Raw genomic sequence first — 17534 nt, 5'->3', positions numbered from 1 at the left:
TCAATTAAAACACCTTTATGAACACCACATTGAGCAGCGAGCAAATCACGTGCTATCAAACGAATGGATACGTCATCATTGACGATTTTTTGAATGAGGATGAGCTGGCGCATTGGCGGCGCGTGGTCACCCAGGCCATCGAGGAACGGAACGGGCTGAAGATGCCGGGAAAGGAAATCCGCCTCGGAGAGGACGATGGCATCAATGAAGATGCAACATACTTCAACAACGTGTTTGACCAGCTGCTGAACCTTTGGCAAACAAGCGAAGCGGTAAAACAGCTGATGCTGGATGAGCGCATCGGCAAGATGGCTGCAACGCTCGCAGGGGTGGATGGTATCCGTATCTGGCACGATCAGGCGCTGATAAAACGGCCATGGGCAAATCCTACGTCTTGGCACCTTGACACCCCTTTTTGGTCTTTTTCAGACCGGCGGGCATTGTCCATCTGGGTAGCGTTGGATGATGCGACATTGGAAAATGGCTGTTTGTTTTTCATTCCGGGGTCGCACCAGCGGACAACCTTCGAAAACGTGGGCATCGGAAAAAATATGGGCGGTATTTTTGAAGTTTATCCTGAATTCAAACAAACCAAACCGCAAGCGGCGGTGATGAAAGCGGGTAGCTGCTCTTTCCACAACGGGCTGACCATCCATGGTGCGCATGCCAACATGACGCCGGGATTCCGGCGCGCCATGACTTGCGCCTACATGCCCGATGGCAGCACCTTTAATGGCATACCCAATATTTTGCCTGATGCGTACGTGAAAACACTCCAAATCGGGGATGTATTGGATAATGAGGAGCAAACGCCACTGATTTATAAATCGTGATGGATATCGAATTCTTTTGCCCGCGTTGGGGTTCGGAACATGTTCCTTGGCAGGTGTTCGCACAGCGTATCAAAGACGACGGCTTTGCCGGGGTGGAGGTATTCCCGTTGGGTGATAGGACGAGCAATGAAGACATGGTGGCCATCCTCAGCGATATGGGGCTCTCGTACATCTTGATCCATGCCGAACTGGAAGAGGGAGCAGACTTCGGACGCTACCTAAATGCGCTGGAACGCAACTTGTATGCGTTGCTATCCTACCAGCATGCATCGGCAAAGCCGCGGTTCATCGTGTCGCAAACCGGGCGCGAGTATTATAGCCGGGACCAAATGGCGGTCTGTTTTGATTTGTGCAACCGGATATCCCAAGAGTCGTCCGTTCCCATCATCCAGGAGACACACCGCAACAAGTGGTCTTATGCGGCACATGTGGTGAAGGATTACCTAATGGCTTTCCCCACGTTGGAGCTGGCATTGGATTTGTCCCATTGGGTATGTGTATCAGAAAGCTACTTGGAAGATCAGGAAGATGCCATTGCGCTGGCGATACAGCATACCAAACACATACATGCCCGCGTCGGTTTTCCACAGGGACCGCAGGTCACAGACCCGCGTGCTCCAGAAAACCGGGAAGCGCTGCATCACCACCTCGGTTGGTGGGATCGCTGGATCAAACATTTGGCAAAGACAGGAAATCGTTCGGCTACCATCACTCCGGAGTTTGGCCCGTATCCCTATATGGCATACCTGCCGCATACAACACAGCCGCTTTCCGATCAATATGAGCTGAACTGCTGGATGAAGCAACTGCTCGAACGAAGGTACGCAACGGTGCAGGATGATATGGACCGCATGAAAATATGAATATCAACGAGACGACCGAGAGACATGAAAGCATTTGGAATTTTACTTACAGCGATGCTACTGCTGGCCACGTGGCGGGCGAATGGCCAGATCCACCACGACCCGATGATGAAAGCTATTCACATCATTACGGCGGATAAGCGACTCGCCTTGCACATCGACTACTCGCAGGGCTGCAAGGTGGCGGCGCTGGAAATCAACCACAACAACACATTGGCTCCGACGGGCTTGTTTACGGCCGCCCAAACTGCGGATGCGTCATGGGCGTCATGGGGACAAGATCAGCAAATCAAGGTCTCGCTGCACGCCGACGAGGTGACCTTGGCGGGGATCATGCTTGGAGACATTGCCGAAACCTGGCGGTTCAGGTTGGAAGGGGATAAACTATCGTGGACGATCGACCGGGCATATCCGGCCGACTTGATGATGGAAGACATGGCCATGCCGACCTGGCATTTTGCCGACCTTAACACCTGGAAAGGTGGGATACTGGACAACGGGGGGATGGTGTGGTGTAAATACCTGTCTGCACCGAACGACACCTATGGGGTACACACCGGTGGCGTAACGTTTTGGAACGAGGACGAAGCAGATGGCTTGCGGATTACCGTCCGTGCCGATGAAAACCAATCGATAGCAGCCAAATACTCCCAAAACGAGCAAGGCGCCTTTACCTGCACACACCTCGTTACCGATACGGAGTTGGGCCAGCGCCACCACCTGAGCCGCTTTGTGCACCAAAAAGCGGACGTGTTTGCTCCTTTTGAGGTCAAGGCTGGGAATGTGGCGGTCACCTATGAATTGGCGTACATCAATTACCTGGAGACTTATGACCGGGGGGCATTGCCCGGGATTGATGCGGCGGCAGTCCGTGAATTGCTCAACACCACGGGACGCTATGGCGTCGTCGATAATCGCATCGTGGGAGCCAACGGATGGATTACGAACTGGAAATGCTTGCATGAGCCGTTTTTTGCGCAGATTGGGCTGGCGCTGAACGATAGCAATTATACCGATAACCTATCCGCTACGCTTGATCAAGAACGCGACCTGGCTATGCGTGAAGACGGGCGTGTGTTGTCGCGCTGGCATGACGTGCCCGGAGACGAGATACCCGGTACCTACAATTCCGAAACCGGTTACTACGAAGCGATGTGGGGCTATACGGTAGATTCGCAGACGGGCTACGTGATCAATGCTGCCGAACAGTTCCAGCAGACGGCCGATGTGGATTGGCTGCGCTCGCATAAGGCTTCGTGTGAGCGTGCGCTCGACTGGTTGATCCGGCGTGATACCAACGGGAATGGAATCTTCGAGATGGTCAATCAGCACGTCGCTGAGCAGAAGGCCAGTGATTGGGTAGACATCGTGTGGGCGGGTTTCGAAAATGCGTTTGTGAATGCTCAGTTGTATGAGGCGCTCAACCATTGGGTGGAATGCGAGCACGTGCTCGGCGATCAGGAGAAAGCAGCATATTACCGGGCGGTAGCCGATCGGCTGAAAGCAGCATTCAATAAAACCGTGGATGAGGGCGGCTTTTGGTCGCCCGAGAAAAAGCAGTATGTCTATTGGCGGGATGACGACGGTACGGTGCATGGCGACAACCTGGTCACGCCAGTCAATTTTGCCGCTATCGCTTTCGGACTGTGCGACGACAAGCAGCGCGTGGCTACGATACTCGAACACATCGAACGGCGTACAGAGCAGGAAGGCCTTTTCCACTGGCCACTGTGCTTCGATTCGTTCAAACGGGAAGAGGTACACGCCAACAACTGGCCGTTCCCGCGGTACGAAAACGGTGACATCTTTCCCACCTGGGGGTATCTCGGTATCCGATCGTATGTGAAATACGACAGGGATCTCGCCTTGAAATACATCCGGAACCTATTGGCGCAATACCGAAAGGACGGGCTGTCTTCGCAACGTTACAGCCGGGTAGACCAAAAGGGGCTGGGTAGCGACATCTTGGCGGGCATCAGCACTACTGTAACGGCCCTTTACAGCGACATCTATGGTGTTCGCCCTAAATGGAATCGCATGGGTGTGGAACCGAATATGGTACCGGAACTTAACGGCACGCAATTTACATACACGCTCCATGATACGGCATACGAATTGTCCCTCAGCGTAAATGACTACCAGCTGCGTACGCAGGAGTTTTCGGTGCGGAGCAATCGGGCATTTGGTGTGGGTAGGTCGGGCACTGACGTGGTTTATTACCCCGAGAATGAGGAAACCATGCGGTTGGTCGTGCGTGCCGGTCAGGGTGATTTTACCGACCTCCAGATCACCCAATGGGACGCTGGGCACTACCAATGGTCCGTAACGGGCAATGGGCAGCAACGGGTTACCGTCCACGGACTTACGCCGAATGCTGAATATGCGATGGTGGTGAACGGAAAACACAGGAAGGCAACAGTAGCACCGGATGGATCGCTGACGGCTGAAGGCGATGGGACTGGTGCCGCGACGTTTGCGCTTCGGTTGCGTTGATGGATGAGCTGCTTAACTAACCAACTAACTGAACTGATATGAGGTGTTTTAGCAAATCTTTCCGATGCATGGCGGCGTTGCTGATCAGCCTTTCGGCTGTCGGACAAACCACGGATTGGCAAGCGGAGTGGATTGGCCTTCCGCATGCTGCACGTGATACCAGCATATGGACCGCTTTTTACAAAACTTATTCGATTGAAAACGTGCCCAAAACAGCATACGCCAAAATCGCTACGGATTCGAAATACTGGCTTTGGATAAATGGGAAGCTGGTGGTGTTTGAAGGCCAATTAAAAAGAGGGCCTAATCCCCGTGATACGTACTATGATGAGGTGAATTTAGCGCCTTACTTGGCGAAGGGCAAAAATACCATCGCTGTGCTGACGTGGTATTGGGGACGGGATGGTTTCAACCACAAAAACAGTGGCCAATCAGCGCTGTTGTTTGAGGCGACGTTGGGCAGTGAGCTGCTCAAGTCGGATACTACGTGGAAAGCGGTAGAGCACCCTGCTTTCGGCCATACCGGGCCGCCGCGTCCCAATTACCGTTTGCCGGAATTCAACATCCATTTCGATGCCAGGCACGACCTGCCGCATTGGCTCCTCGGGGATGTGGGTGGTCGTGCTTGGCAGTCGGTCGTCTCTTATGGCGTCCCACCTGTGGCTCCTTGGAATAAACTGGAGAAACGGCCCATCCCAATGTGGTACGACTCGGGTTTGGTCGCTTATGAAAATGATGCTGAATTGTATCGGACAAGCAGTGGCGATACCGTAGTAGCCAAACTCCCCAAGAATATTTCCATAACGCCTTACCTGAAAATAGATGCCCCCAGCGGACTGAAAATCGATATCCGGACGGATAACTACAAGGGGGGAAGTGAGTACAATGTGCGGACGGAATACGTCACGAGGGAAGGGGTGCAGGAGTTTGAAACGTTTGGCTATATGAATGGGCACGAGGTACGCTATGCGATCCCTCAGGGTGTTAAAATCCTCGAATTAAAATACCGTGAAACCCGCTACGACACCGAACGTGTGGGTGTTTTCGTGGTGGACGACCCTTTTTACCATGTGCTTTGGGAAAAATCGTATAATACGCTCAATATCAACCTGCGGGATGCCATTCAGGATCCTGATCGCGAACGTGCGCAATGGTGGGGCGATGCGGTCATCCTATTGGGCGAAATCTTATATGCGTGCGACGGAAATGGACAGTTGGCCATTCAGAAAGCGATCCGCAACTTGGTAGACTGGCAGAAGCCAGACGGTGCGCTGTATTCGCCGGTACCGGCTGGCAACTGGGATAGGGAACTGCCTGCACAAATGCTTGCCAGTATCGGCAAATACGGATTCTGGAATTATTTCCGTTATACGGCCGACACTGCAATGATGCATCACGTGTATCCAGCGGTCAAACGCTACTTGCAGCTGTGGGAGTTCGGTGAAGATGGGTTGCTCATTCATCGCCCGGGTGACTGGGACTGGCTGGACTGGGGGGATGATATCGATACGCCTTTAATTGAAAATGCATGGTACTACATGGCCTTGGAGGCGGCGATCCAACTGGCAGATCTGACGGATAATCAAGTGGACATCGCTGATTACCAAACGGCGTCGGCGTCTATAAAATCGAATTTCAACCGGCTATTCTGGAACGGAACTGCCTATAAAAGTCCATCGAATCATGGCACCATTGACGATCGGGGCAATGGGCTTGCCGTAGTTGCCGGACTTGCTGACAGCTCCAAGTATGAAGCCATAAAACAAGTGTTGAAAAGTGAATTTCATGCAAGCCCTTACATGGAAAAATACATCCTGGAGTCGTTTTTCATCATGGGCGATGCCGAAGGTGGGTTGGCACGGATGAAAAAGCGCTATGCCAACATGGTGGAAAGTCCGCTCACGACGCTATGGGAGGGCTGGGGCATCGGTTCAGCAGGCTACGGCGGTGGGTCGTACAACCACGGCTGGTCCGGCGGGCCATTGACATTGATGCACCAGTATGTAGCAGGTATCGCCCCCGACCGGCCGGGTTTCGAGACGTTCAGCATCCGGCCCCAATTGGGTATGCTAAACGAAATCCACTGCATCACGCCAACGGTGAAGGGCAACATTACGGTTGATGTGAAACGTGCGGAAGACCGCTTATCCATGGTGGCGGATATTCCACCTGGCACGACGGCCCGCGTGGGAATACCCAAGCTAAAAGCCGGCGTATCGAAAATCACGGTCAATGATGAAGAAGTACGGATAAGCCATCTTCAAGAAGACGATGCGTACTACTATTTCGAAGTGAAGGCGGGGAAGTGGGTATTCATAACCAGCAAATAACCAATAGTAACTAATAACTAATTTTTTAAACAAATCCTATTAAATTATGCGAACGAAGTATTACAAAACGCTCGTTTTCCGAGCCCTGTCGCTACTATGTTTCGTGGTGGGCGGCAATGCAGCCATGGCGCAGATACGGGCGACAGGCATCGTTACCGATTCGGTAACCACGGCACCCATCAGTGGTGTGACCGTTACGTTACAGGGTACGTCCGCCAGCGTGCAGACGGATGGCGAGGGCCGCTTCACCATTGAGGCCCCATTGGGCGGAACCTTGGTATTCAGCTCAGTCGGCTACGTGCGGAAATCCGCCACCGTAGTGGATGGCAGCTTACCGATCCAACTGTCTCCTACCGCAGAAGTGCTGGACGAAGTATATGTGGTGAGCTACGGCACCCAAAAGAAGCGGGAGCTTACGGGCGCAGTAGCTCAGGTCGATGCGACGCGGCTGAGGGATATACCAGTGCCTAATATCGGGCAGAAACTACAGGGAAGGATGGCCGGCGTACAGATCAATCATAACTCCGGTACACCCGGTTCGGAGATGTCATTCCGGATCCGTGGAGCGGCATCCATCGGCGCGGGAAACCAACCGCTCATCGTCATTGATGGGTTTCCGTCCGCGAGCGGCCTCCAAACGCTCAGCCCCGATGAGATTGAGTCCATAAGCGTGCTGAAAGATGCATCGGCGGCAGCCCTCTACGGATCTCGTGCAGCCAACGGGGTGGTATTGGTCACCACTAAGCAGGCGAAGGATGGTCAACAGCACCTGGAGATTTCGGCCAATATCGGAACGCAACAGGTGCCCCAACGGGGTCGGCCGGACTTGATGAATGCCCAGGAATTTGCGCAATTCAAGAAAGAATATTACGAAGATGCCGCCCGGTATGAGGGCTATACCGGCGGTGTACCGGAAGCATATGCAGATCCCAGCCGCTATGCCGGAAATTACGGTACCGATTGGTTTGATGTATTGCTCCGGGATGCGATGAACCAAAACTACAACGTTTCCTACAGCAGTGGCACCACGAAGTTGAAGTCGGTCTTCAACTTGAATTTCAACAAGCAGGACGGCGTGATGTTGAATACGTCTGATCGGCGGATCACCGTACGCACCAATAACGTCTACAACGCATCGGAACGATTGACACTGGGGCTCAACGTCGAGTTTTCCAATGGCTATAACAACGGTGTAGCGGGGTTGGACAACGGCCGTAACATCATTCAGCTTGCTTATTTAATGGACCCTGCATTATCCTACCGCAATGAAGATGGCACGTATCCGATTTCTTTTTCGCAGCCCGGTATGTTTGCCAATCCGAACTGGTACTTGGTGGTGACCGAGCGCATCCGGAAAGCGCGGGCAAACCGGTTTCTGGCTAATGGTTATGTCGAATTCGAGCTGCTGGAAGGACTGAAGGCAAAAACCAGTTTCAATGTCAATACCAACAACATGACCCTTCGGGCATTTAACCCCTCAAATGCCCAGGGCGGGCTGGGAAGTGCCCCGCCACAGATGGCTACGGGCCGGTACGAAACGTCGGGTTTTGTAACCTGGATGAGTGAAAATACGCTGACATACCAGCGATCGTTCAACGACAGCCACAACATTGATCTCTTGAGTGGTTATACCGTCCAGAAATATGCTACGGAAAATAGCTTCATCGACGGTCGGGAATTTGCGGATGACGATATTCCGTGGATCAGCGCGGCCATCACCCGGATTGGCAATGTGGGTGCCGCGGATTGGTCGCTGCTGTCCTACTACGGACGGGTGAACTACAATTATCAGGGCAAATACCTTGCTTCGTTTGCCTTCCGTAGTGATGGTTCATCCAAGTTTGGCCAAAACACCCGGTTTGGCGATTTCCCTTCTGCATCGCTTGGCTGGGTAGTTTCAGAAGAATCGTTCATGCAAAACGTCAGACCCATCGACTTGCTGAAATTGCGGGTGAGCTATGGTAAGGTGGGCAACAACAATATCGGTGACTACACCTACCTCGCATCGGTAAACAGCAACGACTACGTCTTCAACGGGCAAGTGACGCCCGGTAAATCATTGAATGGCATCGGAAACAGCTTCCTCACCTGGGAAACCACCGAGGGGTATGACATCGGCTTGGACATGGAACTGTTCAATCACCGGCTGTCTTTTACCTACGACTACTATTGGAAAAAAACCGACGGCCTGCTATATGGCATCGATATACCGATTCAATCTGGATTTTCGAGCGTCACTTCCAATGTTGGCCGATTTGATTTCTGGGGCCATGAGTTTACCGTGGGGTCGAGAAACTTGGTGGGTAATTTTCAATGGACCACCGATTTCAACATTTCGTTTGACCGCAACTTGGTCAAGAAGCTGGGAACGAACGACGCGCCCATTGGCGGGTACAACCTGTATTGGGATGATAACCGCACCGCCGTGGGACATCCCATCGGATTGTTCTATGGATACATCAATACGGGTGTATACATGACGCAGGAAGAATTCGAGACCCAGCCTCATGGTGCCACGTCAATGGTCGGCACGGCACGGTTTGCGGATATCAGTGGTCCGGACGGTGTGCCGGATGGCGTCATTGACCAAAACGACCGGACGTTTATCGGAAACCCCAATCCGACATTCGCCTATGGCTTGACGAATACATTTTCTTACAAAAACTTCGATCTGAGCATCGTATTGGCTGGTACGGTGGGCAATGATATCGCAGATGATGCCTTTCAGTCGACCGAAAACCTGGACGGCGTTTTCAACGTGAGGAAAGGCGTGGCAGGCCGTTGGCGGTCGGAAGAAAATCCCGGCGACGGTATTTATCCCCGGACACGGAGCGGTACCACCGAAGATTTCCGGAATTTCACGACCAGGCAGGTGTTCGACGGTTCGTATATCGCAGCCAAGAATATCACGTTGGGGTATACGTTCACTTCGCCAACCATCACGTATTTCAAGTCCATACGGGCTTACCTGAGTGCACAGAACGCCTTTATGCTGACCAATTATCCGGGGCTTAATCCGGAAGCAGGGATCAGTGGATTAAACGGGTTGAACCAGGGGCGTGATTTTACGGGTTATCCCATTCCGCGCATATTTTCTGCGGGCATACATTTGGGTTTTTAGGAAGGCAATCACATCAATAGAAGAATCATCATGAAAAGAATAGCATATCTTACCGTTTCGATACTGGCGCTTACGTCCTGCTCGAACGATTTTCTCGACTTGGTTCCGCCCACGTCGCTGAGTTCCGCGTCATTTTACCAAACGGCGGATCAGTTTGACCAGGCCACTGCGGCCGCTTACACCAACCTGAGGGGCATCGCCTTCATGGGCATATTCATGGATGAAATGCGGTCGGACAACACGTTTTATACCCGATATGCCGCAGACCGTGGGACGTCGACAAGCGCGGAAGCTTATACTGAATTTAGGGACAATTCCGTGACCAGCCAGGAACCCAATTCGCCGGGTAACCGCTATGGCAATGCCTACCAAGGCATCTCCAAAGTCAATACCATCTTGACCCGATTGGAAAACGCCCCGCTGTCTGCCGAAGAAAAGGATAAAATCGCCGGTGAAGCACTGTTCTTGCGGGCATTTTATTATTACGATCTGGTGCAGCACTTTGGCGGTGTTCCGCTTCAACTGAAGGAGATTACGGCAACGGAAGAGGCTTTTTTGCCCCGGTCTACGGCTATTGAAGTATACGATCAGGTCATTGCCGATCTGAATACAGCCATACCCCTGCTCCCCGTGGCGACTACATTTCCGCAATCGGGCAGGGCTACGAGCGGTGCGGCAAAGATGCTGCTCGCCTATGCCTACCTGTCCAAGCCGACCAAAGAGGTGGATAAGGCAACGGCCGAGCTTTTGGACATCACGCAAATGAATTACGGGCTGATGGATAACTATGCCGATGTGTTTGACCCAGCCCACAAAAACAACAAAGAATCGATATTCGAAGTGCAGTACAAGCAGGGCAATGAGGGGCAGCACAGCGATTTCATCTGGCGATTCATTCCGAAGGCCACCAATCCGGACTTTATCCTTGGCGTAAACGGCACCAACGCCCGGGGAGGCTTGGTCAGCGGTGGTTGGAACGTGCCCACCCAAGAGCTGGTGGACTCGTACGAAGCTGGCGACGTGCGGTTGCCAGCGTCCATTGCGATAGCCGAAGGAGCGGTAGATGACAACAGTGTGATGACCATCACGGCTGTCAAAAGCCCGGTGGATTACGTACCCACGCCGGGTGTGGGTTACCAATATTTCATCAAGAAATACCTACATCCGCCGTATCAGGTCGAATTCAACACCGATAATAATTGGCCGGTTTTCCGGTATGCCGGTGCATTGCTGCTATTGGCAGAAAGCTTGGTGGCCCAAGGGCGGACTGCCGACGCGTTGCCTTATATCAATGAGGTGAGACGGCGGGCAAACCTGGATGAACTCAATACCGTTACCGCTGCGGATGTTGCCAACGAAATGCGGCATGAACTGGCTTTTGAAAACCACCGTTGGGCAGATCTCATACGTACTGGAACGGCCGTGGAAACCATCACGGCAAAAGGCGAGCGGATGAAAGCGCTGTACGGCTGGTTGCTCCCCAATACCTTTGGCATCAACGAAGACAAGTTTATCTATGCCATCCCCACCCGTGAATTGCAGATCAATAGTAATTTGACACAAAACCCGGGATATTAAATAGTTTACATATGCGCTCCGCAGATTCATACCTGCGGAGCGCTTTTTTTATCAGCGATTAAACCAATAATTGACTTTTATCATAAACGTATTCGTGGCGGGTAGTGCAAACATCCGATCCAGGTTGCTTTCCCATCCGGGCTGGTACAGGGCGTCCTGGTAGGATCGGTTGTGTGCCCACACCAGGTAAAATGTCGAACCGGGATGATATTCCCAGCGGACGACCAGGTTGGTGCGGAGTTCATTGAAACTGAAGTCCGGATTTTTAAAGGACAGCTGGCCGCCGCCGATGACATAGCGATCATCGCTAAAGCTGATGTCACTATCGGCGAGCCGCTGGAATCGATCGGCATACGTGCCTGATCGGGTATCCGCTGCCAGCTTGAATTCGTCGTATGTTGCCACCGATGTAAATGGCGATCCGTAATATTGGATAGAAATATCGGGAGTGACATTGACCTGCATATTCAAAGTCACGCCGTACGTTTTCTGCTTCATCCGGCCCATCACATACTCCGTTTTGCCAGCTGTGCCTGCAGTTGGCTGGATGGTGCTTACGTATTGCAGGGCATCTTCATTCCAGGCATAATCCAGTTGCCCCGTCAGGCGCATGTGCGTCCCGATGCGGAAAATCAGGCTTGGATGCACCTGATTATACCGAGTTTCCTCATCCAAATAATGCCTGCCGTCGTAAACCAATTTGTATACCACTCGTTTTGCCCGATCCGAGTTGATGTTGACGTTGGTTTGGAAATTGGTATTATACCGCAGATCGGGCCCACCTCTGAGTCTGCGGCTGTCCACGGCGTGCCAGTTGAATGTTTCTTTTACATCCATTTCGATGCGGTGTTCGATACTGAGGCTGCGCCACCGCAGGGCCACGTCGTTATTCATGGCATCCCCACCATAATTCCAGACGTTCCGCTGCGTCAGGTTGATGCCCGCAGCCCGAAACGGTCCCCAAGGATCCGTTTTCCGGAACGCGATTTCCGTTTCATTCAACTTGTAATCCGATTGCTTCATATACCCCACATCGTTGAGGTCAAATCCGGGTGATGACCAGCTGAACAGCTGGGAGAAATTCCATTGTGCATTTCCCTGTTTTCCGGCTTTTATGTATCCACCCGTTCCCTGCATGGAGCGGTTGTTGGGGTTGAGATCGAGGTAGCCAGCCCCGGACTCCCTGTGGAAATAGTGGACGGCATTTTCCTTTGTTTTCAACAGGGCCTCCGGTGAACCATGGAGGGTACTGAACATGCCTTTCGCATCCACGTAATAGAGGCGGTTTGCGAAATAGTGGGTAAAATCCATCCCGGCGGTGAATGCATTTCCAATCATTGCATCGTGCAGGTGTTGTTTGGTCAGGCTGCGGTTTACCGAAGTAACCATACCCCCCAGCAAGGTATTTCCGTCCCAGTTTTTCTGGATCCGCGCCACGGTATAATTGGTCAGGGGTTCAGTGACCTCGCTGTCGTATACGCCATTGCGCATCACCTTTGACGATGTCTGTGCCGTGACGCTCTCCAGCAACCCGATGGTCAGCCCTTTTCGATTTGTTCCCGTTAGTTTCAGGGCGCCGATGATGGGGATGAAATTGGGGGTGCCCGCAAAGCTTTCGATATTGTCGATACCCTGGGGCTCGTAGGTGGGCATGGCACCGATCCGGCGGGAATAGAACATCATGCCATCGGTATTGTTGTCAAATTCCAGAATATGTTTGCCCTCCAGAAAAAAGGGTCTTTTTTCATCATAGAAGACTTCATAAGCGGATAGGTTCATCACGGACGGATCAAGCTCCACCTGGCCGTAATCGGGATTTACGGTCAGATCCAGCGTGAAATCCTGCAAAGCGAGTTTTGCATCAAGTCCCACATTTTCGCCCCATCGGCTTCCTTTCTGGAAAGGGCTTTGGGGTATTTGAGGTTCATTGATGTGTTTACCCATGACGTAAGGCATAAATTCCATGCCCCTGGGTTTCGGCAAATCGGTAATGCCATGCATTTCTCCGAAGGAAAAAACGTGGCCATTATTCTTGATGGGAATCAGGCTCCAATTCTGGACCTCGTTGTTTCTACGGATGATGCGCCGCACGTGCAGTCCCCATATCCCATCCGTGTCTTTCTGGTTATACCGCAGCTGGCTGAATGGGATACGGAGCTCCGCTGTCCAGCTGGAATCCGGCAGGTTGATATGCGTACGTCCTTCCCAAACCGCATTCCAGCTTAGGTTGACGGAAAGTTTATCCGTCACGGTCAAGTCTGTTTTATTTCCCCCCAGGTTGATGTTGAACTCCGGAGCCACGCGGTAATCATGGTACGTGTCAAATGCGATGCTGATCAGATCCCCGTTGCTGTTGTCGTCCCTATTTCCAATAAACGTGTTCATCGTCTCGGGGTACTGGTCTTTGCAATAGACACCGATGTAGATATTCTGGTCGTCGTAGAAGATTTTCATGCGTGTCCAGGAAGCCGTGTACACGCGTTCGAACGGAATCACCTGGGAAAATTTTTCAGACCATTTTCCCATGTTCTGCCATGAATCTTCATCCAGTTTTCCATCTATTTTGGGTCGCTCCCCGCTAAGCCGTGTAATATGATATACCCGTTTGTATGCATCTTCAAAAGTGACAACCGCTTCCCTTTCCTCCTGAGCACGGGATAGCATGCTGGTGAAAACGAGAAGTATAAGGTAATAATATTTCATAATTACTGGGAATTTTCTTAGCAGGGCCAAAAGTATTAAATTTAGTCACAACTGTGCGAAGCTGGGCAAAAAGAAGTCAGGCAAATACAACGTGCATCCATACTATGGCGTAGGAGTTTGTGTACACTAAATGGTCACGACTGTAGCGATGGCTTTATTGATGGTGGGTGTTACGACGACGGATGCGAGACGCTGTCTCCCTCCGTCGCATCGCCGCTGCTCAACTGGTGGGTATCCTTGTCGTACATGCCCGCCAGATCATCACGTACGGTGCCTTTCCACTTTTCGGTACCGATGAAATAGGCCGTGCGGCCAATGAGGTGGGCCGCCACAGGGGCGGTGAGCGTGAGGAAAAAGATAATGGCCAGCGCCTTGGTGGTGACCGATACCTCCTCCGGAAAATAAAAAGCGGCGCTCAATAGCAGCAACCCCCCGCCAAGCGTGGCGGCCTTGACCGTGACGGATAGCCGCAAGTAGAAATCGGGCATCCGCAGGATGCCGATAGCCGCAATAAGAATGGCCACTGCACCTATTGTGCATAATAGGCCGATGAGTATGCTAATCATTTTCTTCCCCTTTTTTCTAAGTAATATGAAAACGCGATGGTGCCAAGGAAGGCAATCAACGCAAGAATCATCGCCACGTCGATAAATGTGGACTTCTGGGTGCTGATGCTGTACACCGTGATGACACCCACGCCAATGGTGATCAGCAGATCCAACGCTATCACGCGGTCTACGACGGTCGGCCCCTTGAATATCCGGATGAATACCAGTACCAGCGCAACCCCCAGGATGGGCAGAATCACATAGTCAATATAGGTGCTGAGTGTCATCGTATAATCTCTAATAGTCTGCGTTCGAAGCCATCCTTGATTTGCTGGATAAACTGGTCTTTGTCCTTGAGGTACATCACGTGGATGTATAATACCTTGCGGTCTTCGCTCACGTCGAGGATAAGCGTACCGGGCGTCAGCGAGATAACCGTGGAGAGCAGGTTGATTTCAAAATCACTCTTGGCATTCATCGGATACTTGACGATGCCGGGCTGCATGAAAAACTTGGGCGTAATCAAATCGTAGGCCACCTGCACATTCGCCCGGATCATCTCATAGAGGAAATAAAGGAAAAACCCGATAATCTTGGGTACACGGGTGAAATAGCGGTGGTCGCTTTCGTTGCGGTTCATCACCCAAAGCAGGAAAAACCCAATGGCAAAGCCAAACAGGAAATTGGAATAAGACAGTACGCCGGTCAACGCCACCCAGGTGAAGGCAAGCAAGAGGTTCATCAAAAATTGTTTTACCATGACGTTACGTTTTACGGTGATACATTGGGTCCCAAAACCGCTTCGATATACGGTGATACATCTTTCATTTCATGCGCAATATGCTGGGCCACCGCCGTGATGTTTTCGGCTGCAAGGCCGATATACAGCGTGATAGCGGCCAAGAAAACAATGGGCGCGACCAGGAGCGATTTCCTGAATCGGTTTAGTGGCTTAAACTCGTCCCGAAGGCTTTCCCCATCCGGCAGCTCCGGCTGGTCTTTCCAGAATACCTTGGCCCACAGCTTGGCGATGACGTACAAGGTGGCAAAGCTGCCCACGATGATGGCGGCCAGCAATGCATATTGGGCGTCTATGAACCCGGCTTCAAATAGGTAAATCTTGGGCCAGAAACCGGAGAGCGGCGGTACGCCCACCAAGGAAAAAAGCACAAGTGCTATCACCAGCGATAGCAGCGGGTATTCCTTGTATAGCCCCCCCAGCTTATCCATGTTCATCGTGCCTCGCAGCTTCCGGATAAGTCCGGCAATGAGGAAGATATTCGTTTTGACCATGATATCATGAAACAAATAGAGCAGGGCACCGGTGAGCGCAATTTCGGAATACATTCCCAAACCGCCCACCATGAAACCGATGTGGCAGACAATGAGGTATGAAAATACGCGCCGGATATTGTTTTTGATGACGGCTCCGAAGGTACCCGTGATGATGGTGAATATCGCCAGGACGACCAATAGTGTGGTCAAAAAATCGTCGGGGATGAAGATGAGCGTAAACATGCGGAACAGCGCGTAGATGCCCACCTTGGTGAGCAGGCCACCGAATACGGCGGCCACAGCCGATGGTGGCGTGTGGTAAGACGAGGGGAGCCAAAAATACAACGGGAAGACGGCCGACTTGATGCCGAAGCCAATGATAAAGAAGATGGCGGTGATGTCTACCAGTTTGCGGTTTTCCAGTGCGCCGATTTTGAGCGACAAGTCGGCCATGTTGAGCGTGCCGGTGATGCCGTACAGGATGGCAATGCCGGTGAGGAAGAAGGTGGAGGCCAGGATATTCATGGCCATGTATTTGACGGCACCTTCAATTTGGGCCTTTCGCCCCCCCAATGTCATAAACACGAAGGAAGCGATGATGATGACCTCAAACCACACATACAGGTTGAAGATGTCGCCCGTAAGGAAGGCACCATTGAGGCCCATGAGCAGCAAGTGGAAAATGGGGAAATAGCCGTACAACATCCGCCCCCGCGCTACGCCTGTAGCGGAATAGGTAGATACCGCAACGCCGGAAAATGCAGTGAGTAGCACCATCATGCTGCTAAACACATCGGCCACAAACGTGATACCGAAGGGCGCATCCCATCCGGCTGCCTGCATGGTGCGGATGCCGTCATTCCATACCATGGTGAATAAGCGGACGGCCAAAAGCATCGCGATAAGGCTACCCGCGATGCTGATGATGCGCTGGGCAACCGTCTTGCGCCAGAAGAAAAGCAGCACAATCGCTGTAAACAAATGGACAATAACGGGGAAAATGAGCGTATTATCAATCATATATCTTCTTCTTCCGGGGTGTTTAAATCATCCAGGTCGTCCGAATTAATCAATACGTAAACCCGTTTTAACAATACAATAGCAAATGCCTGGAGGCCGAAGCTGATAACGATGGCTGTGAGGATCAGCGCCTGCGGGATCGGATCGGCATAAATGTCTGTAAAAAGCTTGGCCGCACTGTCAATGACAGGGGGCTTGCCCTTGGTAATACCGCCCAATAGGAAAATCAGCAGGTTGGCCCCATTGCCCAACAGGGTGAGGCCGATGAGTAGTTTGACCATGCTGCGCCTGAGCAGCATGAAAATACCTGCTGCATAGAGAATACCGATTAAAATGACCAATAATAGTTCCATGGCTATTCGCTGTATTGGGAGATAGTAAACAATATCGTGAGTACAACGCCGACAACCACGATGTATACACCGATGTCAAAAAACAGCGCGGATCCAATCAGGCCAATGACAGGGAAAGGCTCGTTAAACCACAGACCTGTCATCACGGGCTGGCCGACAAGCATCGGTGCAAACATGCTCAGTGCGGCGATCCCAAGCCCCACTGGAATAAACGCACTCGGATGAACGCGCAGCAGCTTGAGCGTATCATCTGTGCCATTGGTAAAACTATGCAATACGAAGGCGATGGCGGCAATGAGCCCGCCTACAAAACCGCCTCCCGGGTAATAATGCCCCCGCAGCAGGATAAATAGCGAAAAAAGCAATAGAATGGGCAGCAAATAACTCGATGCTGTTTTTAATATTGAACTCTTCATG

The 17534-nt window shown here is 51.9% G+C and carries 13 protein-coding genes; 6 read left to right on the top strand and 7 right to left on the bottom strand.

Annotated elements, in window-relative coordinates; genetic code table 11:
• Positions 1-17: 17 nt before the first annotated feature.
• The 6 genes from BMW65_RS17485 to BMW65_RS17460 are packed head-to-tail and all read left to right on the top strand — an operon-like array spanning position 18 to position 11218.
• The gene (locus BMW65_RS17485) at positions 18-833 is read left to right on the top strand and encodes a phytanoyl-CoA dioxygenase family protein (RefSeq protein ID WP_090607306.1); all 816 of its coding nucleotides are present in this window, start codon (positions 18-20) and stop codon (positions 831-833) included.
• Positions 833-1696 carry a hypothetical protein gene (locus BMW65_RS17480; RefSeq protein ID WP_090607305.1) on the top strand — a complete coding sequence of 288 codons (864 nt, stop codon included), beginning with the start codon at positions 833-835 and terminating at the stop codon, positions 1694-1696. The genes BMW65_RS17485 and BMW65_RS17480 overlap by 1 nt, the downstream gene beginning before the upstream one ends.
• Positions 1697-1720: 24 nt before the next feature.
• The gene (locus BMW65_RS17475) at positions 1721-4189 is read left to right on the top strand and encodes an alpha-L-rhamnosidase-related protein (protein WP_143053916.1); all 2469 of its coding nucleotides are present in this window, start codon (positions 1721-1723) and stop codon (positions 4187-4189) included.
• A 38-nt stretch (positions 4190-4227) separates the two neighbouring features.
• Positions 4228-6519, top strand: a complete 2292-nt coding sequence (locus BMW65_RS17470; RefSeq protein WP_090607301.1) for an alpha-L-rhamnosidase-related protein — start codon at positions 4228-4230, stop codon at positions 6517-6519.
• A 46-nt stretch (positions 6520-6565) separates the two neighbouring features.
• Positions 6566-9640 (top strand): SusC/RagA family TonB-linked outer membrane protein, encoded by a 3075-nt coding sequence (locus BMW65_RS17465; RefSeq protein ID WP_090607300.1) that lies wholly within the window; start codon positions 6566-6568, stop codon positions 9638-9640.
• Between the two features lie 30 nt (positions 9641-9670).
• Positions 9671-11218 (top strand): RagB/SusD family nutrient uptake outer membrane protein, encoded by a 1548-nt coding sequence (locus BMW65_RS17460; protein ID WP_090607299.1) that lies wholly within the window; start codon positions 9671-9673, stop codon positions 11216-11218.
• A gap of 51 nt (positions 11219-11269) precedes the next feature.
• Here the strand turns inward: BMW65_RS17460 and BMW65_RS17455 are convergent, their stop codons facing one another.
• The 7 genes from BMW65_RS17455 to BMW65_RS17425 all read right to left on the bottom strand — a co-directional run bounded on the left by BMW65_RS17455 (position 11270) and on the right by BMW65_RS17425 (position 17533).
• Complete coding sequence (locus BMW65_RS17455; RefSeq protein WP_090607297.1) at positions 11270-13921, bottom strand: DUF5916 domain-containing protein; 2652 nt, start codon at positions 13919-13921, stop codon at positions 11270-11272.
• Between the two features lie 170 nt (positions 13922-14091).
• Positions 14092-14487: a monovalent cation/H(+) antiporter subunit G gene (mnhG, locus tag BMW65_RS17450; RefSeq protein WP_090607295.1), complete on the bottom strand. Its 396-nt coding sequence runs from the start codon at positions 14485-14487 to the stop codon at positions 14092-14094.
• The gene (locus BMW65_RS17445; protein WP_090607293.1) at positions 14484-14756 is read right to left on the bottom strand and encodes a cation:proton antiporter; all 273 of its coding nucleotides are present in this window, start codon (positions 14754-14756) and stop codon (positions 14484-14486) included. Before BMW65_RS17445 ends, mnhG begins: the two co-directional genes overlap by 4 nt.
• A complete protein-coding gene (locus BMW65_RS17440) occupies positions 14753-15229 on the bottom strand; it encodes a Na+/H+ antiporter subunit E (protein WP_090607292.1) in 477 nt (158 codons plus the stop codon). The genes BMW65_RS17445 and BMW65_RS17440 overlap by 4 nt, the downstream gene beginning before the upstream one ends.
• A gap of 11 nt (positions 15230-15240) precedes the next feature.
• Entirely contained in the window at positions 15241-16764 is a 1524-nt protein-coding gene (locus BMW65_RS17435) for a proton-conducting transporter transmembrane domain-containing protein (protein WP_090607290.1), read from the bottom strand.
• Positions 16761-17117: a Na+/H+ antiporter subunit C gene (locus BMW65_RS17430; RefSeq protein WP_090607288.1), complete on the bottom strand. Its 357-nt coding sequence runs from the start codon at positions 17115-17117 to the stop codon at positions 16761-16763. The genes BMW65_RS17435 and BMW65_RS17430 overlap by 4 nt, the downstream gene beginning before the upstream one ends.
• Before the next feature lie 2 nt (positions 17118-17119).
• Positions 17120-17533, bottom strand: coding sequence for a Na+/H+ antiporter subunit B (locus tag BMW65_RS17425; RefSeq protein ID WP_090607287.1), 414 nt, complete (start codon positions 17531-17533; stop codon positions 17120-17122).
• Between the last annotated feature and the right edge of the window lies 1 nt (position 17534).

The organism is Parapedobacter koreensis, from assembly GCF_900109365.1.
Classification (GTDB): Bacteria; Bacteroidota; Bacteroidia; order Sphingobacteriales; family Sphingobacteriaceae; genus Parapedobacter; species Parapedobacter koreensis.
Note: the sequence above shows the minus strand (reverse complement) of the source record. Positions and strands in the feature narration are given on the sequence as shown.

Excerpts from the sequence above, each read along its gene's own strand:
- BMW65_RS17485 (WP_090607306.1), top strand. The coding sequence starts at position 18 with ATGAACACCACATTGAGCAGCGAGCAAATCACGTGCTATCAAACGAAT.
- BMW65_RS17480 (WP_090607305.1), top strand. The coding sequence starts at position 833 with ATGGATATCGAATTCTTTTGCCCGCGTTGGGGTTCGGAACATGTTCCT.
- BMW65_RS17475 (WP_143053916.1), top strand. The coding sequence starts at position 1,721 with ATGAAAGCATTTGGAATTTTACTTACAGCGATGCTACTGCTGGCCACG.
- BMW65_RS17470 (WP_090607301.1), top strand. The coding sequence starts at position 4,228 with ATGAGGTGTTTTAGCAAATCTTTCCGATGCATGGCGGCGTTGCTGATC.
- BMW65_RS17465 (WP_090607300.1), top strand. The coding sequence starts at position 6,566 with ATGCGAACGAAGTATTACAAAACGCTCGTTTTCCGAGCCCTGTCGCTA.
- BMW65_RS17460 (WP_090607299.1), top strand. The coding sequence starts at position 9,671 with ATGAAAAGAATAGCATATCTTACCGTTTCGATACTGGCGCTTACGTCC.
- BMW65_RS17455 (WP_090607297.1), bottom strand. The coding sequence starts at position 13,921 with ATGAAATATTATTACCTTATACTTCTCGTTTTCACCAGCATGCTATCC.
- mnhG (WP_090607295.1), bottom strand. The coding sequence starts at position 14,487 with ATGATTAGCATACTCATCGGCCTATTATGCACAATAGGTGCAGTGGCC.
- BMW65_RS17445 (WP_090607293.1), bottom strand. The coding sequence starts at position 14,756 with ATGACACTCAGCACCTATATTGACTATGTGATTCTGCCCATCCTGGGG.
- BMW65_RS17440 (WP_090607292.1), bottom strand. The coding sequence starts at position 15,229 with ATGGTAAAACAATTTTTGATGAACCTCTTGCTTGCCTTCACCTGGGTG.
- BMW65_RS17435 (WP_090607290.1), bottom strand. The coding sequence starts at position 16,764 with ATGATTGATAATACGCTCATTTTCCCCGTTATTGTCCATTTGTTTACA.
- BMW65_RS17430 (WP_090607288.1), bottom strand. The coding sequence starts at position 17,117 with ATGGAACTATTATTGGTCATTTTAATCGGTATTCTCTATGCAGCAGGT.
- BMW65_RS17425 (WP_090607287.1), bottom strand. The coding sequence starts at position 17,533 with ATGAAGAGTTCAATATTAAAAACAGCATCGAGTTATTTGCTGCCCATT.